Raw genomic sequence first — 23,370 nt, forward strand, 5'->3', positions numbered from 1 at the left:
AAGGGCACAAAATCTAAATACGCTACAATAATATTAATGGTCCAGGTTAAGCTAACCTGAACCATTAAAAAGCTGCCTTAAGACAGCTTCGATCTTAAGCTAACGCACGTTGAATGGCTATTCAAGTAATAACTCGGACTTAAATACGATTACAGCATTTCCCGCAATCCTTACTTCCTCTGGTTCCTGATTACAAATTTTCACTTGAACATCAATGACACCCGCCCGGTTTATAGCTTCGCCCTGCACTGCTTTAAAACTAAATAAAGTATTATCATGTTTGACAAGTCCATGGTGTATTAAGTATGCGCCTAAAGGGCCGTTCGCATTGCCTGTAACAGGGTCTTCGTTAATACCAATTGCTGGAGCAAACATTCTTCCATGAATTAAGACTTCGGAGTCGGGAGCATTCATCGTAAACACATAGAAACCATTGCAATTAATTACTCCACTGACTTTTGTTAGTAAATCCATATTAGGGTTTAATCGGTGAAGAAGTTCCGAATTTTTAATTCCAATCATCACCTTGGAATGCCCGGTAGAAACGATTTGTACTGGACAATCTTCTAATAAATCATTTTCACTAATATTGAAAGCTGTAAATATTTTTTCTAAAGCTAGACCATCAATCACCGCATCAAAACTTATACTACCCTGGGTCATTATAATTTTGTAATCATTATCTTCTTTAATCACATCGACTGGTAAAATACCGGCACCAGTTTTATGATAAACTTTACCTGTATTTAAACTATTTTCAACTGCACGAGCATAGTGGGCAGCAATCGTCGCATGTCCACAGATGGGAACCTCATGAGTAGGCGTAAAAAAACGAATATGTACATCAGATTCGCTATTGTCTGATTTAAATATAAATGCCGTTTCCGAATTGTTAAGCTCTCTAGCAATCCTCTGCATCTCACCCGAAGATAAACCATCTGCATTTGTAATTACACCAGCAGGATTACCTGATAATTTTTCTTTCGTAAATGAATCAATTTGATATAATCGGTACTTTCTTGCCATGTCATTTCCCACCTTTAATATAGTTAATTTCCGGTCCTTTATACTATCTATAATTCTTATTATATTAAAAATTACCCCGTTTTAGCTCCACAAGAAAAAGGAACCGCAGCAACCACAGTTACTGAAGTAAAGCACCTGTTAGTTCAAAAAGGTTTACATTATCCCTGACGTAATATTTTTTGAAACATTTTTGGTTGATGTTTTTCAAAAACCTTTATCAATTCTTTTCCAAAAATAGTTATGGTTCTTTCCCAAGGGTGTCCTAATAATCCCCATTCAAAATTCTTATGAATAAAAAAGTAATAATCACCGTTTGGAAAAATAGGTACTTTCCATTCATCAAATTCACTTTTGGGAAACTCCAAACGGGGGTTTATCCAATAACCTGGATGTTGCCAATCTAACGCATACATATATTCATTTTTCTGTGTGAGTTCTTGAAAGACAAGCAATGATTTTTCCTCTAGATCATAATAAATCTCATCATAAGTGATAAATGGATTTGGCACTTCAAAAGATGGAAAGTCTGCCATACCTGGTTCAAATTTAAATGCATCATATACCCTATCCCATACCTCTTTATATTCTAATGTAGATAATTCAATCCAATTTCCCATTTGAATAGCCACCTTTACGATGCTTTTAATGAGGATTATTATACCATTTCTTGTTCAACTAACCTGCCCCGTTCCCATAAGAAAAAGGCTGCCACAGCAACCCCTGTTTTTGAAGCAAAGCACCCTTTAGTTCATTAAGAAAGTCTAAGAATCTCCTCATTCCAAGAACAAAATAGATAAAATTGAATAAAATGCATCCCATTATAAAGGGTTACATTAATAAATCTTAGCATATATAATTCTAAGTTTGTGTTGTATGAGAAAGGTAGAGGATCTAGCCAGGCTGGATTTTATTCATATAATTTCAGATGCAATCATAATGAGATCTACTTCCTATTCCAAGATAAAAATGGCAATAGAAAATCTAAGCTCTGAATGATGGTTCGGGAGCTATATGAGGAGCTTTTTCTGTTTTAAAGAGGGCTTAAATAAAAAATTATTTAGGTTTTATCAATAAAAAAAGCAGATTTTCCTTCGTGGAATGAACCCGTTCTTTTTGGATCTCATCTCATTAAACAAACACGTGTAGCCAGTCACTGTTATCCGTTAGTTGTGCTGTAAAACCTCGAAAGTTGACTTGTTTGTTGAAGTTAAAAAGACTGGGCAAGACGGAATCCAAGGTCGTCTATACAAAATGACGGATGGCTACGACGACGACACGAAGCCCCACAACCCCTGGCCTCTTCAGCCCAGCTACCCCCTCGAAAAATTCGGTAGGAGCCGTACACTTGTTCATCATATATATCCCAACACCACTCCCAAACATTCCCTAACATATCATACAGACCCCATGCATTCGGTTCCTTTCTTCCTACTTCATGGATCTTGCCTCCTGAATTTTCGTTATACCAGGCAATCTTATCAAGCTCTCCGTATCTATAACCAGTAGTCCCTGCTTTACATGCATATTGCCACTCTGATTCTGAAGGAAGTCGATAACCTCCTGATTCCCAATCACAAATAACGTTTTCACCATCATTACTTATAGAATAACACTCTTTCAGTCCAGCTTTCTGTGACAGTAGATTACAAAAAGAAATCGCATCATTCCAAGAAATATTCACAACCGGTTTTAGATCTCCGTCAAAAGATTTAGGTGATTTATTTGTAATAGCATAGTATAGACCCATAGTTACAGGATACCGGGCAAGAAGAAACGGTCTTATTTCAGCTTTCCATTTGCTTTTTATTCTATCGTCTCTTAATTCTATTTCTCCCCCTGGAATTTTTACCATTGGATAGTCAATGTATCTCTTTATTTTATTAGACACTCTACCTTCCTCCTAATGAGCTTGATTTTATAGTCTGTTAACCTTATTTCATCTTTTCTTAATCCCAATCTCATTATTTCAACTCCTTTAAATATTAAATTCACTCTTTCACTAAGAAATTCCTTCTTAAACTAACCTCCTAGTTCATTAAGGAAAACCAATATCAAGTATTGATTTCGGTTTATCATTTTTATAAACGATTAAACTTTATTTAAATCGGTACATCTTTTTTATAAACAGTACGACTTTATTTTAAAACTACACTTAAACACATGACAAAACCCCACCTGTTTCCATTTAGCAACTGGTGGGGTTTCTATTTGGCTTCTACATCTACATCAACCGGGAGGTCCATCTTGTGCAATCACGCCCTTTCATTTAAACGGCTAATTTACTGTATTCATCCAACTGATCTTTGGTTAAATTTTTGATGAAGTGGTCGAAGTTGATCGACTCCATTTCATACCTTTCACAAATCTTTAAATAACTTTCATAGGCTTTATCATACATGTTCATCATCTTGATTCCTCCTTCTGTTATATAACAATAAATTTAACTTATAAATAATATATAACAACGTCATTTTGTTGTCAATATAATTTTCTGAAAATTCTAAATAACAATCCTTCCCTTTAGTATTTCCCCCATTGTTCTTCGCTAACCGTCTACTTTAAAAAAAGCCTGACACAGCTCTTCAATTGGATAATTTGCCTTCAATGGGTAAAGTAGTTTTATGAATGCCCCCCTTGTGTAGCTTTAAAATAAAGTTTGCTTAAATTAACGCTTTTAACCTGGATAAAAAAACAAATATGAAGAGCATGTTTTGAAAAAAGATTAATCAAAACATGCCCTTATTAATTGGATTTATTCTTTTATAAAAAAGATTGATCATTATTGTATTCCTTATTGATCATTATTGTATTCCTTAATGAATGAACTAACGCACCAGTTAGTTCAACATGGATTTACTCTGTGTAAATAATTACTACTACCTTCGACTTATTGTACATTAAACTAAAAAAGGTTCGTGGTATCTAATGATAAAAGGAAATGGTTATATTCTTGTTTTCACTGTACTTGTCTCTTTAATAATCATACTTGTTTCAACTACACCAATAATAATTTAAATTTCTTTTATCAATCCCATATCCAAAAAAGAACTACCCCAGCTATAAAAAGAATAGGGAATATAATGATTAATACTCCTATCGTTGCAAATCCACTACCCACACTTATTCTATAGAGAGTAACGACTATCCCGAAAATAAAGGGGCTATTACGAACATTGTAGTTATCCCCCAAATGCTGTACTTCAATCTACAAACAACCAGACTTAATTATAAATTATCAAAATCCACAATAAACGAAATAGAGTTGATTCTACTGTATTGTATTGTAGAATCAACTCTATTCTTAATTTCTGACTAATCAACATTAAAATATGACATAGACTTTATAAAAAGTTTGATCATTTTTTCTATGCACTTACAAATCTATTTATTTATATGACTCATAGCTTGTCCATTAAAGACCTAAAATATTAAAACGCTTAAACAAGTTTTTTCAAACATAAAATACTGCTTTTAAACTGAATCAGCAAGCTTCTAATAAAAAGAATCAACTATTTGGAATGGCTGCATAAAAACCAAATTCTTTAAGAAATATAGACTTCTTTCAATAATTGCAATCTTAACACCAGAACCGGATATTACCTTTCACATCTTTCTTTTTGTTTTAAATTTCAATAAAAGAGAGAAGTATTGGCATATAGCGATGAGGCGCCGCCAGAGTGTACAAATAGTATATTATCATCCGGCTTAAAAGTGCCTTTTTGTATTAAATCAATGAGTCCCGCTGCCGCTTTACCCGTATATACCGGATCTAATAAAATCCCTTCTGTTCTTGCCATGAGTTTGACAGCTGCCACCATTTCTGGCGTAGGTAAAGCATAACCAGGTCCGACATACTCATCAAAACACATAACAGCGTCACGAGGGATTGAATTTGGAATGCCGATGTGTGTTGAAGTTTCTTTAACAAGCTGAAAAACTTTCTCTTCTTGTTCAGCTTTTCCTCTGCTTACGTTTATTCCAATTACCGATATTCCACTTTGATTTCCATGAAATCCGGTCACCAAACCAGCATGCATTCCCCCACTGCCGCTTACACAAACGACTGACTTCATATCGATTCCTTGATTAAATGACTGTGCCAAAATTTCCTGAGCGCAAGCAGCATATCCCGTTGCACCAATCACATTGGATCCCCCGACTGGTATTATGTAAGGTCGATTCCCTTTCTCCGTTACCTCATTAGCTACTTTCTGCATTTCTTGCATTAAGTCCGCTCCATTAGGCACAATTTTGATTTCTTCAGCGCCCAATAAATGATATAAGAAATAGTTACCGTTAAAATCTGGCTCAGGACTTTCTGAAAGTCCTTCTTCCAACACAAGGATGCACTTCATTTTCTCTTTAACTGCAGCGGCTAGTGTTAAGCGGCAATGATTTGATTGAATGCCTCCACATGTAATTAACGTATCCGCACCTTTTTCCATTGCATCGGCAACAAGGAACTCTAGTTTTCTTGTTTTATTTCCCCCAGCCGTCAGACCCAGTAAATCATCTCGTTTAAGATAAATGGATGGGCCCCCAAGAACTTCAGAAAAATGATGTAATTTCTCAATAGGTGTATCGGTTGGTGTATATCGCCGTCTAGGGAATTGTGCTAAATTCATATTAAATCTCCTCCATATTTCTCTGTTTAAGACTAACCATATGTAAATTAAAGAAAAGAGAATATCATTCTAACATTCTCTTTTCAATTATTATTATTAAATCATAGCAATGGCTTCGATTTCAATCATAGCATCTTTAGGCAAACGAGCAACTTCAATCGCACTTCTAGCTGGATAATTATCTGTAAAAAATTCTCCATATACATGATTCATCGCGGCAAAGTGACTCATATCACTTAAAAAAACCGTTGTTTTTATTACCTGCTGTAAGCTTGCTCCCGCCGCTTCCACAACCTTCTTAAGATTCTCCAATGACACCCTTGTTTGCTCCTCAATATTATCAGGCATTTCTCCAGTTTCAGGATAAATTGGAAGCTGCCCTGAAGTATACACTACATTTCCTACTTTAATGGCTTGTGAATAAGGACCGATAGCCTTGGGGGCTTCTTTGGTTACGATTGTTTCTTTTAACATATAAAACACCTCTTTTTTTTTTGTAATCCTATTTATACGGAATTGAATTTAATTTCCCTTTGAATAAAACGCTTACATTCAATTACAGCCTTACCTCTTATTCTTTGCGCTCAAAATCACACTCCATAAGCGGAACTATTTTTGTTTTCTTAATGATTTTATAACCAAGCCAGAGAAGCAAGAAAATAGGAAGACCAATGTACGTCGCTATAATTTCTGCCCAGCTAATTTGATGTCCAGAAAAAAGAGTCTGCCCAAAAATGAAAACCACAAAAAATAACAGCGTGATAACCGGTCCCAACGGGTACCATTTGGCTTTAAACGGCAATTCATTTAGATCTCTGCCTTGGGCTACATATGCCTTACGGAAGCGGTAATGACTAACGGCAATCCCGAACCATTTGATAAATCCGGTAAGGGCTGAAGCATTTACCAACCAGATAAACACTGAACCATTTCCAAAAAGGGAAGCCAAAAAAGAGACAAGTCCTATAATAGCAGTTGTACAAAGGGCCAACATGGGAATTCCCTTCCTGTTAAGCCGTGCAAAGATTCGTGGTGCCTTTCCTTCTTTCGCCAGTGCCCATAGCATACGTGAAGAAGCATACATTGCTGAATTTGCTGCTGATAAAACAGATGTAAGCAGCACGGCATTCATGACGGAAGCAGCAAATGCCAACCCAGCTCTCTGAAGAACAAGCGTGAAGGGGCTGATAGATACATTTTGAACGCCGGATTTAAGCAGGTTTGGATCCGTATAAGGGATAATCAAACCGATAACAAAAATCGTCAACACGTAGAAAATAAGGATTCGCCAGAAGATTGACCGAATCGCTTTCGGTACATTTTTCGATGGATTTTCGGTTTCACCGGCTGCCGTCGCAATAACCTCAGTTCCCTGGAACGCAAAGCCCGCGATGAGCACTACACTAAAGATAGATACAAGCCCGCCATTGAAAGGAGCCTCTCCATGGGTAAAGTTACTGAACCCGACCGAATGTCCTCCCATAATTCCAAAAATCATAGCAACCCCAATAACGAGAAATACGATGATCGAGATGACCTTAATACCGGCAAACCAGTATTCACTTTCCCCATATGCCTTAACTGATAAGACATTTAACAATAGCAACAAACCCAGAAATAGTGCGCTCCACAAGATAGAAGGTGAGTCCGGAAACCAATACTTCATAATAAGAGTAGAGGCCACCAAATCTGCAGGAACCGTTATCGCGGTTGTATACCAATAGTTCCAACCTAACGCAAAGCCTAACGCAGGATCAATATACTTTGAGGCATAGATATCAAAGGCCCCCGGGACCGGTAAGAAGGCCGATAGCTCTCCTAAACTATTCATGACAAAATAGACCATGATTCCTACCAGAATGTATGCTGCAAGCGCTCCTCCCGGCCCCGCAGTGCTAATCGTCGATCCACTGGATACAAACAATCCAGTTCCAATAGCGCCACCAATAGCCATCATCGTTAAATGTCTGGGTTTCAGCTTCCTTTGTAAGGATGCTTCAGAAGTTCTCTCTTCTTGTACGCTACTTACCTCTGCTTCTAATTTCCCCATATGTATATCCCCCCCTAATTACTCACCGTTCAAATACAATTTGTATGCAAGGCTCATCTGGCTGTTCTTAAGAAAAATCTCTTTATTGATTATTTTTAGAACTTTCAGTCAATTTTTAAAATACCTCTACCTTCTGCTTTTGTCCTCACCCCTCTCAAATTCAGGCGAAAAAAATGATATGAGCACTCTCTCTTTTATTTCAAGTAACTTTAATAGTAAAATAGAAATTTTTTATATGAAGTTAACATAATTTATATTTTTCCAACTTGCGATAAAGAGTAGACAGACTAATCTGTAGTTCCCGGGCAATTTGTTCTTTATCATGCCGATATTTTTCAGCTAAGAAATAGCTCTGGATTACGTCTTTTTCATATTCTGAAATCATTTGTTCTAAACTTAATCCGCTACTCTCCACAGTGAGATGATCCTGTTGAAATAGATAGTCAGGTAAATCATGGAAGGATACGATATCTGATTCAGCCATATTTGCCATATATTCTACGGCGTTTTCCAACTGCCGTATATTCCCCGGCCAATCATAACGTATAAGCCATCGCTCCAGCATGGGGTCAAGTCTCAATGGGTACCTTTGCATGATCTTACAATGTTTATGCATGAAATGTTCAAGATACAAAGTGATATCATCACGCCGCTCTCGCAAGGGTTTTGTATGGAGAGGGATGACATTGAGACGATAATATAAATCCTCACGAAAAGTACCGTTTCGCACCATTTCCTCCAGGTTTTGGTGAGTGGCTGCAATCACCCTTACATTAATCTCGATTGCTTTTTTTCCACCGATTCTTTCAATCTCTCTTTCTTGTAAAACCCGTAATAACTTTGGCTGCAAGAAAAGCGGCATATCTCCAATTTCATCAAGAAAAATGGTTCCGTTGTGCGCTAATTCGAATTTCCCCATTTTCCCATTCCGACTTGAGCCGGTAAATGATCCGCCCTCATAACCAAACAACTCACTTTCCAACAAGCTTTCAGGTATGGCAGCGCAATTAACTGCTACAAATGAATGCATCCGGCGTTTGCTTTCAAAATGAATCGCTTTCGCTAATAATTCCTTCCCCGTACCGCTATCTCCCCTAATCAGGACAGTGGATGGGCTGTTTATAATCCGTCTTGCTTTTTTAATAACATCTTGAAGCCCGGAATCTTTACCAAGAATGTTTTCAAAAGTAATAGATTTCGGGGGGATCGGGATATCTTCTTGAATTTTGCAACCCGGTTCTTTATCAGGGTCCAGCATTGCTAATTTATTGACTAACAAAGTACTAACATTGCGTAAAAACTGGATCAGATTCTCTGATTCTATAATCATTTTCTCCTTTTGTTCATGGGAAAAACCAATCATGCCGATGACGCCAACTGGTTTGTCTTGCTTTACAATAGGAAACCCGATGGTAGCGAGTTCTTTGCATTGATTTACGAATTTACAACTCCTACACTGCGACTCATCTTTTTTCACATCATAAACCACTCCTGGCTCCCCTGTTTCCAATATCATTCTGAAAAAGGAACCTTCAGGAGCCGTTTTGCCAATGAGATCTTTATAGTAACCAGTTCCGCTAATACGAACGCCCTTTTCATCAAGCACGGTTATATCCAGACCAAGGATTCCTGCTGTGTTCTCAGCGTAATCTTGAATAAACTGCTGCATGCCGATAAAGCCTGCCATATTATCCTCCTCTGCTATTGCGCTATATGAAATAATAAAATAAATTTATTATAAAATAAATTCTTACGCTTTGCACAAAGAGGAGACAGCTTTTTCTATGCCACCCAAAGCATTTTTCAACATCGAACGCGGGCAAGCGATATTAAGTCGCATAAACCCTTCACCTTCCATACCAAAAATGTGCCCCTCATTCATTGCAACCCTTGCTTCTTGCAACATAAATTGATCCATTTCTTTAACTGAAAACCCTAATTCCCGGCAATCCAGCCATACAAGGTATGTGCCTTCCGGCTGGATGACTTTGATTTGAGGGATGTTTTTGCTGAAGTAACTCAGAGTGAATTCCAAATTCTCCTGCAAATATTCAAGGAGCTGATCGAGCCATTCTTCTCCGTATCGGTAAGCAGCCTCTAACGCAACAACGCCAAATATGTTCGGCGAACCAATGGATAATGTATTAAGTTCTCGATTATACCTATCGCGCAGTTGCTGATTTGGAATAATGATACTTGACGTCTGTACACCCATCAGGTTAAAAGTTTTGCTTGGCGCAATGCAGGTAAGAGAATGATTCGCAAACTCTTCTGATATAGAGGCAAATGGAATGTGAGTATGTGTCTTATAAACAAAGTCAAAATGAATTTCATCTGCCACAACGAGAATGTTATGCTTCATACAAATCTGTCCCAATCTCGTCAATTCTTCTTTGCTCCATACCCTTCCGATTGGGTTATGAGGACTACACAAAATCAACATTTTTACCGTTGAATCTATCTTTGCCTCTAAATCTTCGAAATCTATGGAATAATGCCCATTTTCAAGCTTAAGCGGGTTGTTTACAATTTCACGGCCGTTCGCTTGGATCACCCGGGCAAAATGATGGTATACAGGAGGTTGGATAATTATTTTGTCACCTGCCTGCGTGAAGGACTGAATCGCCAACGATAGGGCTGGAATCACGCCTGGGCTGTGGGTAATCCATTCTTTCTCAATGGACCATCGATGTCTTCTTTTTAGCCAACCAACAATGGATTCCATATACGAGTCCGGTCTAAGCGTGTAGCCATATACACCGTGCTCCACACGTTGTTTTAATGCTTCGATGATAGGTTGTGGAGACTGAAAATCCATATCGGCCACCCACATCGGTATAACATCCTTTACGCCAAAATGATTTTCTAGATCATCCCACTTTTCGCAGGCTGTACCCAGTCGACAGATTTCTTGGTCAAAATTATATTTCATCGAGTATCTCTCCTTCTTAATGTTTGTTTGCACTATGCCTCATTACTAATTTGTATAAGCAATTGTCATGCCAACTCATTTCACTTATAAAATCTCCTTATTTTTATAGAGGTTCTTGGTTGAATCCCCTAATACCGCGGTCATTTTTTTAAAACCCTCTCATCATAAGTATTTGCACATTTGCAATCATGGTAAATTTTTCGCATGGATGATAAAATTCAAAGAAATCATTTAGCATCTCTGGTGGGTCGCAACTTCTTCTGTTTATTCCATTCCTCATAACCACCTACAAGGCTTTGTACTTCTTTAAAACCATGAACTTGTAGAAGGCTTGCAGCGATGGCTGATCTTCCGCCGGTTTTGCAATAAACCAAAATTGGTTTATCATGCGGAATTTTGTGTGCCTGTTCCTGTAAATGACCAAGCATCACATGCTTCGCCTGCGGAATATGGCCTTCCTCCCATTCACCCATGCTTCGGACATCAAGCACATATATATGGTCTGATTGAATAGCACCATCTATCTTGTCCAATGTCATTTCTTCATAATTCATTACACGCGAATCAGTTTCTCCTGCCTTCTCAATGATATATGGTTCCATTGTTGCAACGACGCGATCCAATCCAATGGACTGGAGATCATTTATCATATCTGCCAAATCCTCATTGCATGCCAGAAGATATATAGGTCGGTCATAATCCAACAGCCATCCCGCCCAAGTTACAAATGATTTGTTATAAGGGATATTAATTACCCCTCGTATATGCTTGGTGGCAAATTCACTGGCCGGACGTGTATCAATGACACTTCCCTGTTCCGTCCATTCCTGCACAATATCTATTGAAACCTCCATACAAAGTGGTGCTGCTATACTTCGAATTTGCTGCGATCCCTCTTTATTCAACCGCTTCATCATTGAAAAATAAGGGGGTGCCTCCGGCTGTCCAGCCAACAGCGCTTCTATAAAGCGATCCTCATTATCATATTGCAGTGCCCAATTTGTCCGTTTTTCATATCCAATGGTTGACGACGGGATTGCACCTAGCGCTTTTCCACAGGCACTGCCCGCTCCATGCCCCGGCCATACTTGCAGATAGTCAGGAAGGTTTTTAAACTGCTGTAAAGACCGATACATCATGCGTGCCATTTTTTCCGAGGACCCCTGCACCCCTGCGGCTTTTTCTAATAAGTCGGGACGCCCCACATCACCGACAAATACAAAATCTCCGGTAAATATGCCGAGTGGATCCTTGGTAGATGCACCCCCATCTGTTACGAGCAGCGATATATGTTCAGGTGTGTGTCCTGGTGTATTTACCACCTCAAAATTGATATTTCCAATGGAAAATACATCTCCATTTCTTAGAAAGCAGTGTTGATATTCAGTTGCGTACTCATATTTCCAGTCCGCCCCTCCTTCATCAGACAAATACAATGTGGCCCCAAGCCTTGAAGCTAGCTCCTTTGAACCAGACAAAAAATCTGCGTGGATGTGTGTTTCCGTTACACCCACGATCCGCACACCATGTGCTCTTGCCGTTTTTAAGTAAGCTTCTATATTACGTGACGGATCAACAATGATCGCTTCGCCAGTAGCCTGACATCCCACAAGGTATGAAGCTTGAGCCAGTTTCTCATCATAAAAATACTTGAGTAGCATAAATCATCCTCCTTTTAAGGGCCTTGCTTACTTTTGTTTTGTTATGCCTATCAGAAATGTTTTTACATCATACCTTTAAGCATCCCGTTCCAATACATAACGGGAAGCAAGTTTTTCTTCAATACATACATACTGAACCTCTCACGGGATTGATCGATAGGAAAAGTTTCTTGCGGCTGTAAATCATAATTGAATTCAGCCAGTATAAGCCGCCCGTATCCAGTAACAAGTGGACATGATGTATAGCCGTCATATTTATGAACCATTTGTTTGGCACGCATCCGATGAAGTAAATTTTGCACAAGCACGGGCGCTTGTTTGCGAATTGCAGCCCCTGTTTTTGAAGTAGGCAAGTTTGTGCAATCCCCTATGCCAAATATATTGTCAAAGTGTTCATGCTGCAGCGTATATTTATCTACATTCAGCCAACCATTACTAGCTGCGAGGGAACTATTCTTGATAAAATCAGGGGCGCTCATCGGTGGTACCACATGAATCATGTCATATTGCATATCCACACGCTCTTTTGTGTTCAGATTTTCAAATGTCGCTCGTTTCTTGTCACCATCAATTTCAATGAGATGATGCATAAAATATGTCTCGATTTCTTTCCGTTCAATTATTTTATTTAGTGCCTGTTCATATTTTTTCACATTGAAAATGGATGGGCTACCTGAAACAAAAATAACCGAAGATTGCGGGCGAACTCCTGATTTTCTGAAATAATCTTCTGCCAAATACATAATTTTTTGAGGAGCTCCACCGCATTTTACCGGCGTGTTCGGATTGGTAAAAATGGAAGTCCCTCCCTTGAAGTTTCGGATCGCCTCCCAAGTGCTATCAACATAATCATAAGAGTAATTACTACATACCCCATTCTTTCCAATACTCTCTTTTAACCCCTTGATTTCGTGCCAGTTAATTTGAATCCCGGCAGCGACAACTAGATATTCGTAGTGCAGTTTCTTTCCGGATGCTGTTACAACAGCATTTTCATCTGGCTGAAATGTGGTTATCGCATCCTGTACCCACACGGCTCCGCTCGGAATAACGGATGCTTCCTCCCTTTGTGTCACAGTTTTGTCAGCTTCGCCAGCTCCCACAAGTGTCCATAATGGCTGATAATAATGTTTCGTCGCAGGCTCAATGATGGCAATGTTTCCGCTCAGAGTGCGAGATTCACGCAGGAGACGGGCTGCAACCGTAATTCCGGCACTGCCCCCTCCTACAATCAAAACTTTGTAATGTGTCTCATTCTTCATCTTTGCCATTCTAATCTCCTCATCTCAATTTTATAAAGTAGCTCACCAATCTAATGCTTCAGCATTAATGATTAGCATGTAAATGGCGACCAACATAACAACACCGGAAAATACATAATGGAGCGTACGCTGCTGTTTGCTTAAGCGCACTGCCAGCCAAGCTCCGACTGTTCCGCCGACAACTCCCCCTCCAACAAATGCGAACACAATCCACCAATTTACAAGGCCAGATAAGCTATAGCTTATAGCTGTCATAAGCCCAAATGTGCCCACAGATACCAGAGAAGATCCAATTGCTGCAATCATTGGCATCCTTGTTACAAAAATTAAACCGGGAACAATCAAAAATCCGCCGCCAATCCCGAAAAAACCGGATAACAGCCCCACTAGAATGGCCATGGTGATCAACAGTGGAAGCTTCACTTGATTTTGAAAATCATCTGCCTGACTCTTCGTTTTCTTTGGCATAACCATTTTTACAGCTATGACGATCATCAAAATGGCAAAAAGAAATAACAACTGTTTACCAGGTACCAACTTTCCGATAATCGATCCCGTATAAGCACCTAGTGCACCAGATAGGGCAAAAGTAATCGCCGATTTCCATTGCACATGGCCGGCTCGTGCATGTGGAATAAGGTTTGCATAGGCATTTATAGCAATGGCTGACGCTGTCGTGCCAATTACCACATGCGGATCTTTCATACCAACAACGTAAAGCAAAAGTGGAACAGCAAGTATTGATCCACCTCCGCCGAGCAAACCAAGTACGAATCCGACAATAGTTCCTGAAAAAATGGAGAGGAGCACTTGAATCGTTGTCATTCTTTTCTGAGACTCTCACCAACAAAGCAGAGTAGACGGTGATTTTTCTCCTCCCTCCTTTCTCTATTTACTTATCATTTATATAAGCAAAAACCATGCCAACTAATTTCTCCTGTAAAACCGCTTGGTTTGCGCACCCCACTCTATGGAAATTCCCAATTTTGCTATCAATATATAAAAAAAGCCTTTATCATCAAGTTTAAATTCTTCCTAGGACTAGGAACTATTTTTGCATCTGTGATAAACTCTTCAAGCTATTTCTATAAAGTGTTTCAACTAACATATCTGTTACCAAAATTTTTTTTTAGATTTCGTATAACTGAAATAGCGTACAGGAACTTGTTAATGTGTTACCTCTGGTAGAAATGAAATAATTCACCTTTTGACATACAGATTAGAGCTATCATTCTACGTGTCATAAAGTATGCTTTTTGACAGTAGCTACAACATTGAAAAAAACCTTACATTTGTTTAAAAACGTTAGTCATGCTATTCCATTAAAGGGCCATTTAATGGAATAAGACTCTCAAACAAAACTGGATATTTATGTGACATTGTTAAGAAATGCACTTAAATAACGGACAGATTATCGACATAAGCTCCCTGTAACTTTCAAGCCAGGTCTGCTTGACACGACACCAATTAATGTCCTATTGTAAATCGGACACCAATCGGAGTCTTTTTATAATACGAAAGTAAGGGGAGGGTGATTTTGACCGATACAAAAAAAATGAGGGATGTGTATGTTGCCGTTGCCGACCCGACCCGACCCGACTCGACTTGAACTGATTAGTCTATGGGCAGACGTAGAAGAATTACCTCTTCACGTCAGCCTTAACCGATTCAAGCCAGCTTGCCAAGTGGGTCATGGAAAATGATTCAAGGTTGATGAATTTTTAAGTAAAGCCAAAAAGTGACAGAAAGAATTGGAGAAATTGAGTATGACCATTCTTGACTGTCAGCTGATCGAAAAATTGAAGAGGGGTGTTCCTTGATGACAAATAGTAGAATGAATCCTAAGGTTGATGAATTTTTAAGTAAAGCTGAAAATTGGAAGGAAGAATATGAGAAGTTGAGGAATATCGTTCTTGACTGTGAGCTGACCGAAGAATTTAAGTGGATGCATCCTTGTTACACGTTTGAGAAAAAAAACATAATTTTAATACATGGATTTAAAGAATATTGTGCGCTTCTGTTTCACAAAGGTGCCTTGTTACAGGATGCCAATGGGATTCTAATCCAACAAACGGAGAATGTACAGGCGGCGCGCCAGATACGGTTCACCAATGTTCAAGAAATAGTTGAAATGGAAACCATCTTGAAAGCCTATATTTATGAAGCCATTGAAGTTGAAAAAGCCGGTTTGGAAGTCGAATTTAAGAAGACGACAGACTTCTTAATTCCTGAAGAATTTCAAAATAAATTAGATGAAATCCCTGCCTTGAAAACTGCTTTTGAAGCATTGACGCCGGGACGGCAAAGAGCATACATTCGTTATTTTTCTGAACCCAAACAATCCAAAACTCGAGTGTCAAGGGTTGAAAAATGTATGCAGCAAATTCTCAATGGAAAGGGATTAAATGATTAGGGCACTTATATACTTGATGATAGGAGAATAAAACTAATGCTATTATGGAAAATAAAGAAAATGACAGGACACCAATTAGTGTCATATGATAAAGGCACCAATCGGCGCCCAATTTAAAGGGGGGGTGATTTTGAACGATAAAAATCAAGAGCGTGATGTTTATGTAGCCATCGCTGACCCAACAAGACGTAAATTGCTACGTTTGTTGGCAGATGCAGAAGAGTTACCTCTTCACGAATTGACCGCTCAATTTCAAATGGGTCGTACTGCTGTTTCTAAACATTTGACTATCCTTAAAGAAGCTGGTCTAGTTGCCGACCGTAAAGTTGGTAGAGAAACAAGGTATCGGCTGAATGCTGCCCCGTTAAGAGAAATTGAGGATTGGGTATCGTTTTACAGGAAATTCTGGAATGAAAGAATGTTGCTTTTAAACCAAATATTACAGGAGGAACAAAAAATGAATTTAACAGTATCACAAGATTTTAATTTTAAGAGCCCGATCAATAAGGTGTGGAACGCATTAACAGATTCGGATACTCTTGCAAAATGGATAATGGAAAATAACTTTAAACCAATCGTAGGACATAAAAGTCAATACCGAAATGAGCAGTGGAATTTAATTGTAGATTGTGAAGTATTAGTAGTGGAAGAGCCTTTTAAGTTATCTTACACATGGGTAGGTGGTCCGATAAACACTATAGTCACATGGACATTGAAGCAAGAGGATGAAACAACCTACTTACATCTTGAACAAACAGGATTCGAAAAAGAAGACCAATCGTTCAATGGTGCGAAACATGGTTGGGCGAAAATGGGCGAAGAACTTAAAAAAGTGTTAGAGGAAATGTAAGACCAAACCTCTGAACCTGTTTTTTTATACGTATAGGAAAAGCAAACGGCTCAACTGATGCGTTTGCTTTTTTTAGTAAAAATATTGATACAAAACACATTACAAATTCAGATGCAATTTTGATTACAATTTCGGATTTTGCAATAGGATACGGAACCCTTCCTCTTTTATGAACATAGATTTCAAGAAAAGACAATATAATAGGGGAACCGTCAGGAAAATGCGGATTTACAACGCTAAGCCGATTGTCCTGACGAATGTGAAGAGTTGTAAGGAACTACCCAGTAATGGTATTTCATTTTTAAATCAATGATTAAAGGAAGGGATCAAAGAATGAAAACAAAAGGAAAAATGATTGCTTATTGGACGGTCACATTACTACTCGCAGCAGCTATTATGTTAAGTGGTATCGGGCAACTGATGCAATATGGGGGAAACGTCGAGTTAGTGACGAATCTTGGTTACCCATTATACATCTTGACCATTCTCGGGATTTGGAAAGTGCTTGGAGTCATCGCTCTCGTTGTGCCAGGTTTGCCTCGGCTTAAAGAATGGGCTCACGCTGGTATCTTCTTTTTAATGACTGGTGCGGCTTTATCTCATGCGTTTGCTAACGATTATGGTGATTACGGGTTTCATATTATCCTTCCGCTTTCATATGCTGCACTCAATATCGCTTCATGGGCGTTGAGACCACAAAGCCGCATCTTCTACACCAATAAACGAGGCATTGGGCCAAATTGTTAATCAAATCTCCCAAACAAGAAATTAAAGTTTTATATAAAAGAACTAGGAGGCTTTATTTTCAAAAGAATGCGAAATAATGAATGTGCACTAATTACTGGTGTAAGAGAAGATAATAAGCTTATTTGCATCTGTGTTTTTCTTTTTGGTATTCCATTAAAGGGCGCAATTGTTGAATAATTAAATCCCAATTTCTCATTTATATCACTGAGAGATTGGGATTTTTAATGCTGGAATATCCTTAACGTTGTAAATCCGCGTTTTGCTGGCGGTACCCCCATTGCCATCAAGTTAAAGTTTTGTAGTACCCCAGAACGAAATTTTGGACTTTCTTGTAACTTCTAAGTTCAATTTATCGTTTTGAGGGTGACCGATTTTCTTGGCTTAATGGGCATGTTGCGGTACCCCTTACCGTTTATAGTCTGATACAAAATTTCTGATTTCTTTTATCGGTATTTCCAAATTATTAACCATTTGAATGAGTTTAAAGGCAGGTACTCGAGGTATTCCAGTACCATTGGGGGCATATGGAGAGTTTCCCTATTGTATTCCGAAATACAGTTAGTTTCTATTCAATAACCACAAAGAATCCCTGCCAAAGGTTTAACTGTTTGATCCGTTCGGAATATGAAATTGGAATTTATACAAAAATCGTATCTGACCTACCAGGGCAGACTTATCCAGGAATCAAATTTGAAGGAACCGACCTGTTAAAGATCAGCTTTTAGGTAATTTACTCTGAAGCTTTACGTGTACTTTTTAAGACCAAGCTCAAGATGAATACCAACACGATAGCACCAATTAACGCTGGAATAATCGCATAGCCGGCAACAACTGGACCCCAATTTCCTAGAATTAATGAGCCTAACCAAGAACCTACGAAACCAGCAATGATATTACCGACAATACCAAATGGAATATCGCGTCCGGTAATCATACCCGCTAACCAGCCAGTTTAAGTCTTCAAGCATTTTTTATTATATTGCTTTTATGAAGCTTATTTATTCTGCCGTTATATTTCCCTCCGTATTAAAAATTATTATCCGACCTAGAAAGGCGAATAAAAGATGGAAATAAAAGAATAATTTTAAGAATTAAAAGGTACTTTTTTGTTAGTAGCCAACACGAGCTAAACCCCACATATTGATTACAAATAGTTATTATAGTGATTAAAATACAGCGTTTTTTCGATGTTTGCCTTAAAGATCAGAAACAGCAATTATTGAAATAAAATTAATTTCGTTTATTCCCCGTGAAAACTAGGGCAGTATCCATAGCGATTATAAAGTTCTTTTTTTATGAATATTCCCGGAAATACAGCAGATAGTACTAGGGTAAATACTTTTAAAGGAGTGACTAACATGAAATACACATTTTTAACAAGCGCCTTGATTGCTCTATTCCTAACCGGCTGCGGGGTAAGTGATAATAATAATAATGATAATGGAAAAAATGTAGGAATGAATACTCGAAGCGATAAAAATAATGCCATGGACAATACCTTGAATGTAAATGACAGAAATGGGGACAACGATTACAATACCAGGCAATTAAGCAATGATGACGATGATAATAAAATGCGCGTGGCTGATGAAGTAGCAAATCGGCTAGAGGACATGGAGGATGTAGACGGTGCCTCTGTCATTATTACAGATAATAACGCATATGTCGCCGTGAATCTGACAAATGACAAGAACCTGACAAATGACTTAGAAAAGAGAATTGTTGATCATGTAAAAAAACATGATGAAAGTGTAGACAACGTTTATGTCTCTGCGAATCCTGACTTTGTTAAAAGTATGAATGAATATACCAACGATATTCAAAATGGAAAGCCGATTGGCGGACTATTTAATGAGTTTGGTGATATGGTACAAAGAATGTTCCCGGATGCCAAATAAAAGAGCTTAAAACCTCTGTTAATAATCGACTTGAGCTCATATTGCTTAGGTTCACTATCGGATCAAGATATCGATACAAATTGATAAAACGAGGAAGCATTTTGGTGTTTTTCGTTTAGGCCTGTGAGGCTTTTTGGTCAAAAAGAGGTGCTACCTATTGTTACAGGTAGCACCTTCTCATACTTCTTCAATCCCTAATAGGGGTACCTTTAGCAAAACGCGGATTTACAACGTTAAGGATATTCCACTATTAAACATCCCAATCTTCCAGTGATATAAATGAGAAATTGGGATTTAATTATTCAACAATCGCGCCCTTTAAAAGAAGACTCGATTTCAAGATAATCTTAACAGACGTTAATATCGATCTTCAGTTACTTCCCCCTTATATGTCCTAGTGACAGGGTTCTTAACATAGACCGCAAAGCACCATGATGTCAATGATTCTCCTAATTCGAATGCTCTTCTTTTATGATTTAAATGTAATGAATTATAGTATTTCTATATAACCTTCTGTTCCATTTACTCGAATACGTTGCCCATCTTTTATCAGCTTGGTGGCATTTTCAACACCGACAACGGCAGGTAAGCCATATTCACGTGCGATGACTGCTCCATGGGTCATCAGTCCGCCAACTTCGGTGACAAGTCCTTTTATGGATACAAACAATGGTGTCCAGCTAGGATCGGTGAAGGTTGTAACCAGTATATCTCCATCTTCTAGATCTGCATCTTCCATTTTTAAGATGACGCGTGCTCTGCCCTCTATAACTCCGGAAGAAACCGGTAGACCTACAATAGCTTCAGCTGCGAGATTTTCTCGTTTGTACTCACCTACAATGATTTCACCATCAGACGTGATAACACGTGGTGGAGTTAGTTTTTCATATAATTTGTACTCGTCTTTTCGTTTGCTGATGATCTGGTAATCTAGTTTATTTGTGCGTACGACTTCGTGAAGTTCTTCAAAAGTGAGATAGTATATATCTTCTTTTTCATGAATAACGCCCGCTTGTACGAGTTGTTCGGCTTCTTTCAGTAAAGCCTGCTTATAAACGAAGTAGCGATTAACCATGCCGTATTTTGGATATTCCCGATAACCGATGAAATTCCGTATTAGGTCGATCATTCGTTTTGTTTCTTTGGCTTTTTGTTCACCATCCGGTAATTGCTTCAATCGATCTAATAACTCTTGTTCTTTTTTCAAAGCTTCCTGTCGCCCTTGCTCAAATTTCCGATTGCTAGCATTAGGCTCAAAGTTTTTGATATTACTAAGAATCACGGGGACAAGTGTAGTTGGTTTTTCGCTCCAACGAGTTTTAGTAATATCGATTTCTCCGGTACATCGCATTCCGTATTTGCTGAGATAATCATAGATAGCGTCTCGGGTTTCCTGTCCACCATCAAACTTAACCAGTTCATCCAAAAAGTTTTCATCTTTTACATGTTGTAAATAATCAATAACTTCTGGATAAGGACGAATCACATCTGCGACATCCAATAGCGCCAGACCCATTTCCGAAGTAATATTGTTTGGTACAGATTGAGAAAGGGTGTCGGCTGCGTTTTTTTCACCTAACCACTCGTTCATATTTTCATTGATCCATGATGAAGCATCTATAGCAGCCATAAACACAGCTGAACTTTGTGGGTCAAATAAAATCTTCTTTAATTTCTGGATATCTTCCAGAATAAAATCAAATAAATCCGATCCTAATTTCGTTTGGATGTTTTGTTTTAACTCTTCTATCGATGTTTGACTACTCTTAATCAAATCAGAAACGATTGTCGGGTCGTTTTCGATTTGTGCCCTAGAATCCGCAGACGACACACTTTTATTGCTTTTACCGGAACTCTGTTCTTGCTTATCATTTGGTAAAGATTTTATGAAATCTCCTCGCTCTATTATGGTAATGAGTGCGTCTTTCATGAGCGGATCGTGTTGTCCCATGGCATCTAATAATATTTTTCTGCTGTCAGGTGAAGCCAGCCTATGTGTAACATCAACAAACAACCTTCCACCAGCTTTAAACCTGGGTCCAAATGATGTTAACTGGAATATCGACATTCCCAATGGTTTTATGGGGTCGGTCATCATTTGTTGATGACCAACAGATACGTAAACGTGATTTTCTTGATCATTCGCTTCAGGGATCGGGTATAAAGTAGTGATTGGCCGACTCTGGACAATATAAAATATATCATCAACCAAACACCATTCGATATCTTGTGGGCAACCAAAATAAGCTTCGATCTGTCTTCCTGTCCGTGCTAGTTGTAAAATTTGTTGTTCAGTAAGTGTTTGAGTCTTTTGCTGATCGGGATCGATCTGCTGGGTCTCTGTTCCGCCTTCTTTTAGTCCATAGATAGCCAATTTTTTGGTTGCTATCATCTTATCGACGATTTCCTCTTCCTGTACTCTATAACAATCGGCAGATACCAAGCCAGAGACCAGTGCTTCTCCAAGCCCAAAACTGGCATCGATTGATAGCAGTTTTCGGTTAGAAGTAATCGGATCAGCGGTAAATAAAATCCCTGAAGCCTGTGGGAAAACCATCCTTTGAACGATAACGGATAAATAAACTTGTCTGTGGTCAAATCTATTTTGCATTCGGTAGATTACCGCACGATCCGTAAATAGGGAAGCCCAGCATTTGCTGATATGCTGTAAGATTGCTTCTTTTCCGATGATATTTAAATAGGTATCTTGTTGACCGGCAAAAGAGGCGTGTGGTAAATCTTCAGCAGTTGCACTGGAACGCACTGCATAAGCATGTTCATCGCCAAACTGGGAGAGATAGTGAGCAACAGCCTTCACTACATCGGAAGGAATCTCTACTTCCATAATGATTTTCCGAATCTTCCTGCTGATTTCACCAATTTGATCTCGATCCTCTACTTTTAGCAGTGTTAGTTGATCCAACAATGCGTAGAAGGCTTCGTTTTGTTCGAGGGCTTTTTGATAGGCTTCTGTCGTAACACAAAATCCTTCTGGCACTTGTATTCCATGAATCTTCGATAGTTCCCCTAAATTCGACCCTTTTCCTCCGGCGAGCAAAAGTTGCGTTTTATCGATCTCCCGAAACTCTAGTACATATGGTTTCATTTCTTTCCCTCCCATTTATCGCTCAATACCAAGACGAATCATATTACAAAAATTGTTCATCTGATCAACCAATTACGCTGTCCACTCGTTCCTGCTCCTGGCGAAGTTCCATGTTCCCTTAAAATATAAAAATAGTGGTTGACTGAAAAGGACTTTATGAAGTATAATTAAAATAGGGATAATTTATACAAAAATACATAATTGGTGTATCTATATAAATTTACCACAGTTTCTCATTTTTATCAATGTATTTACACGACCATAATTGTTGCAAATTCAAAGGAAGAAAAACCCCATTTTACAAGACAAATGACTCACAAAAGATGATATTCAAATATCCAATCATGGGGTAGCGTCAGGAAAATGCGGATTTACAACGATAAAGAAATACAAATATGAAAAAGCTAATGTTCTCAATGGTTAATTGAAAACATTAGCTTTTCTTTATTCAGGAAATCATTGGTACCTTTATTTGGTTGTAGAAATCAGTTCAGAAATAACAATTTCACTTTCAAGTAATGGAGATTCTTTTGATTCCGAATCTTCAGAAGATCGCTTATGGACATTTTTGAACGCATCACTTTCACGCCAAACTTTAAAATAAGCTATCCCAGTACATATTCACATTCATTTCATCGAACGCTTTATTGCCATTGGAGACTAAAACTTCAGTTTTAATAAAGCCTTCAAATTGATGAACTTGGGAATCCTTCGTGAAAGCCGGTGCTAAATGATTGGCAAATCCTTTTTTTGTTTTAATGCGATTAGTAATAACAAACATGATTAACTCCCCTTCTTAT

19 protein-coding genes and 1 pseudogene are annotated in these 23,370 nt (G+C 38.4%); 5 read left to right on the top strand and 15 right to left on the bottom strand.

From position 1 onward, the window contains the following. Positions 1–117: 117 nt before the first annotated feature. From NST21_RS23080 to NST21_RS23135, 12 genes are all read right to left on the bottom strand, one after another. The gene (locus NST21_RS23080) at positions 118–1,026 is read right to left on the bottom strand and encodes a PhzF family isomerase (RefSeq protein ID WP_340891508.1); all 909 of its coding nucleotides are present in this window, start codon (positions 1,024–1,026) and stop codon (positions 118–120) included. A 158-nt stretch (positions 1,027–1,184) separates the two neighbouring features. Next, positions 1,185–1,643 (bottom strand): DUF2716 domain-containing protein, encoded by a 459-nt coding sequence (locus NST21_RS23085; protein WP_340891512.1) that lies wholly within the window; start codon positions 1,641–1,643, stop codon positions 1,185–1,187. A 590-nt stretch (positions 1,644–2,233) separates the two neighbouring features. Then, a complete protein-coding gene (locus tag NST21_RS23090) occupies positions 2,234–2,878 on the bottom strand; it encodes a formylglycine-generating enzyme family protein (protein ID WP_340892620.1) in 645 nt (214 codons plus the stop codon). 414 nt (positions 2,879–3,292) lie between these two features. Next, on the bottom strand, positions 3,293–3,433 hold the full coding sequence (locus tag NST21_RS23095) for a hypothetical protein (protein WP_157444582.1): 141 nt from the start codon (positions 3,431–3,433) through the stop codon (positions 3,293–3,295). A 1,222-nt stretch (positions 3,434–4,655) separates the two neighbouring features. Beyond that, a complete protein-coding gene (locus NST21_RS23100) occupies positions 4,656–5,651 on the bottom strand; it encodes a D-cysteine desulfhydrase (protein WP_340891514.1) in 996 nt (331 codons plus the stop codon). 96 nt (positions 5,652–5,747) lie between these two features. After that, complete coding sequence (locus tag NST21_RS23105; RefSeq protein WP_340891517.1) at positions 5,748–6,125, bottom strand: RidA family protein; 378 nt, start codon at positions 6,123–6,125, stop codon at positions 5,748–5,750. 97 nt (positions 6,126–6,222) lie between these two features. Then, positions 6,223–7,701, bottom strand: a complete 1,479-nt coding sequence (locus tag NST21_RS23110; RefSeq protein WP_340891519.1) for an amino acid permease — start codon at positions 7,699–7,701, stop codon at positions 6,223–6,225. A gap of 241 nt (positions 7,702–7,942) precedes the next feature. Beyond that, positions 7,943–9,388 (bottom strand): sigma-54 interaction domain-containing protein, encoded by a 1,446-nt coding sequence (locus NST21_RS23115; protein ID WP_340891520.1) that lies wholly within the window; start codon positions 9,386–9,388, stop codon positions 7,943–7,945. 63 nt (positions 9,389–9,451) lie between these two features. Beyond that, positions 9,452–10,633, bottom strand: a complete 1,182-nt coding sequence (locus NST21_RS23120) for a MalY/PatB family protein (protein ID WP_340891522.1) — start codon at positions 10,631–10,633, stop codon at positions 9,452–9,454. A gap of 227 nt (positions 10,634–10,860) precedes the next feature. Then, positions 10,861–12,294 (bottom strand): MBL fold metallo-hydrolase, encoded by a 1,434-nt coding sequence (locus NST21_RS23125; protein WP_340891524.1) that lies wholly within the window; start codon positions 12,292–12,294, stop codon positions 10,861–10,863. Positions 12,295–12,356: 62 nt separating this feature from the next. Then, entirely contained in the window at positions 12,357–13,556 is a 1,200-nt protein-coding gene (locus NST21_RS23130; protein ID WP_340892621.1) for an FAD/NAD(P)-binding oxidoreductase, read from the bottom strand. A 42-nt stretch (positions 13,557–13,598) separates the two neighbouring features. Then, positions 13,599–14,381 carry a sulfite exporter TauE/SafE family protein gene (locus NST21_RS23135; RefSeq protein WP_340891525.1) on the bottom strand — a complete coding sequence of 261 codons (783 nt, stop codon included), beginning with the start codon at positions 14,379–14,381 and terminating at the stop codon, positions 13,599–13,601. Positions 14,382–15,375: 994 nt separating this feature from the next. On the opposite strand from NST21_RS23135, the gene NST21_RS23140 reads away from it, so the two are divergent. From NST21_RS23140 to NST21_RS23155, 4 genes and pseudogenes are all read left to right on the top strand, one after another. Next, positions 15,376–15,969 (top strand): YdeI/OmpD-associated family protein, encoded by a 594-nt coding sequence (locus tag NST21_RS23140; RefSeq protein WP_340891526.1) that lies wholly within the window; start codon positions 15,376–15,378, stop codon positions 15,967–15,969. Between the two features lie 85 nt (positions 15,970–16,054). After that, positions 16,055–16,426: pseudogene (locus NST21_RS23145) on the top strand (ArsR/SmtB family transcription factor); the annotation flags it as partial. Then, positions 16,427–16,819, top strand: a complete 393-nt coding sequence (locus tag NST21_RS23150; protein WP_340892623.1) for an SRPBCC family protein — start codon at positions 16,427–16,429, stop codon at positions 16,817–16,819. It begins immediately after the preceding pseudogene. A gap of 309 nt (positions 16,820–17,128) precedes the next feature. After that, complete coding sequence (locus tag NST21_RS23155; protein ID WP_340891527.1) at positions 17,129–17,566, top strand: DoxX family protein; 438 nt, start codon at positions 17,129–17,131, stop codon at positions 17,564–17,566. Positions 17,567–18,296: 730 nt separating this feature from the next. Here the strand turns inward: NST21_RS23155 and NST21_RS23160 are convergent. Beyond that, positions 18,297–18,500 carry a GlsB/YeaQ/YmgE family stress response membrane protein gene (locus tag NST21_RS23160; RefSeq protein ID WP_340891528.1) on the bottom strand — a complete coding sequence of 68 codons (204 nt, stop codon included), beginning with the start codon at positions 18,498–18,500 and terminating at the stop codon, positions 18,297–18,299. A 424-nt stretch (positions 18,501–18,924) separates the two neighbouring features. Here NST21_RS23160 and NST21_RS23165 point away from each other — a divergent pair, with 424 nt between their 5' ends. Beyond that, complete coding sequence (locus tag NST21_RS23165; protein ID WP_340891529.1) at positions 18,925–19,464, top strand: YhcN/YlaJ family sporulation lipoprotein; 540 nt, start codon at positions 18,925–18,927, stop codon at positions 19,462–19,464. Positions 19,465–19,954: 490 nt separating this feature from the next. Here the strand turns inward: NST21_RS23165 and ppsA are convergent, their stop codons facing one another. Next, positions 19,955–22,570 (bottom strand): phosphoenolpyruvate synthase, encoded by a 2,616-nt coding sequence (gene ppsA, locus NST21_RS23170; RefSeq protein WP_340891531.1) that lies wholly within the window; start codon positions 22,568–22,570, stop codon positions 19,955–19,957. Between the two features lie 595 nt (positions 22,571–23,165). Beyond that, positions 23,166–23,351 (bottom strand): antibiotic biosynthesis monooxygenase, encoded by a 186-nt coding sequence (locus tag NST21_RS23175; protein ID WP_340891533.1) that lies wholly within the window; start codon positions 23,349–23,351, stop codon positions 23,166–23,168. Positions 23,352–23,370 lie beyond the last annotated feature (19 nt).

Source organism: Peribacillus sp. FSL K6-1552, assembly GCF_038005205.1.
Classification (GTDB): domain Bacteria; phylum Bacillota; class Bacilli; order Bacillales; family DSM-1321; genus Peribacillus; species Peribacillus butanolivorans.

Bases quoted from the DNA above. Each gene is read 5' to 3' on its own strand.
- NST21_RS23140 (WP_340891526.1), top strand. From the start codon at position 15,376: ATGACAAATAGTAGAATGAATCCTAAGGTTGATGAATTTTTAAGTAAA.
- NST21_RS23120 (WP_340891522.1), bottom strand. From the start codon at position 10,633: ATGAAATATAATTTTGACCAAGAAATCTGTCGACTGGGTACAGCCTGC.
- NST21_RS23080 (WP_340891508.1), bottom strand. From the start codon at position 1,026: ATGGCAAGAAAGTACCGATTATATCAAATTGATTCATTTACGAAAGAA.
- NST21_RS23155 (WP_340891527.1), top strand. From the start codon at position 17,129: ATGATTAAAGGAAGGGATCAAAGAATGAAAACAAAAGGAAAAATGATT.
- NST21_RS23085 (WP_340891512.1), bottom strand. From the start codon at position 1,643: ATGGGAAATTGGATTGAATTATCTACATTAGAATATAAAGAGGTATGG.
- NST21_RS23090 (WP_340892620.1), bottom strand. From the start codon at position 2,878: ATGGTAAAAATTCCAGGGGGAGAAATAGAATTAAGAGACGATAGAATA.
- NST21_RS23135 (WP_340891525.1), bottom strand. From the start codon at position 14,381: ATGACAACGATTCAAGTGCTCCTCTCCATTTTTTCAGGAACTATTGTC.
- NST21_RS23115 (WP_340891520.1), bottom strand. From the start codon at position 9,388: ATGGCAGGCTTTATCGGCATGCAGCAGTTTATTCAAGATTACGCTGAG.
- NST21_RS23095 (WP_157444582.1), bottom strand. From the start codon at position 3,433: ATGATGAACATGTATGATAAAGCCTATGAAAGTTATTTAAAGATTTGT.
- NST21_RS23160 (WP_340891528.1), bottom strand. From the start codon at position 18,500: ATGATTACCGGACGCGATATTCCATTTGGTATTGTCGGTAATATCATT.
- NST21_RS23110 (WP_340891519.1), bottom strand. From the start codon at position 7,701: ATGGGGAAATTAGAAGCAGAGGTAAGTAGCGTACAAGAAGAGAGAACT.
- NST21_RS23175 (WP_340891533.1), bottom strand. From the start codon at position 23,351: ATGTTTGTTATTACTAATCGCATTAAAACAAAAAAAGGATTTGCCAAT.
- NST21_RS23100 (WP_340891514.1), bottom strand. From the start codon at position 5,651: ATGAATTTAGCACAATTCCCTAGACGGCGATATACACCAACCGATACA.
- NST21_RS23165 (WP_340891529.1), top strand. From the start codon at position 18,925: ATGAAATACACATTTTTAACAAGCGCCTTGATTGCTCTATTCCTAACC.
- ppsA (WP_340891531.1), bottom strand. From the start codon at position 22,570: ATGAAACCATATGTACTAGAGTTTCGGGAGATCGATAAAACGCAACTT.
- NST21_RS23130 (WP_340892621.1), bottom strand. From the start codon at position 13,556: ATGAAGAATGAGACACATTACAAAGTTTTGATTGTAGGAGGGGGCAGT.
- NST21_RS23105 (WP_340891517.1), bottom strand. From the start codon at position 6,125: ATGTTAAAAGAAACAATCGTAACCAAAGAAGCCCCCAAGGCTATCGGT.
- NST21_RS23150 (WP_340892623.1), top strand. From the start codon at position 16,427: ATGAATTTAACAGTATCACAAGATTTTAATTTTAAGAGCCCGATCAAT.
- NST21_RS23125 (WP_340891524.1), bottom strand. From the start codon at position 12,294: ATGCTACTCAAGTATTTTTATGATGAGAAACTGGCTCAAGCTTCATAC.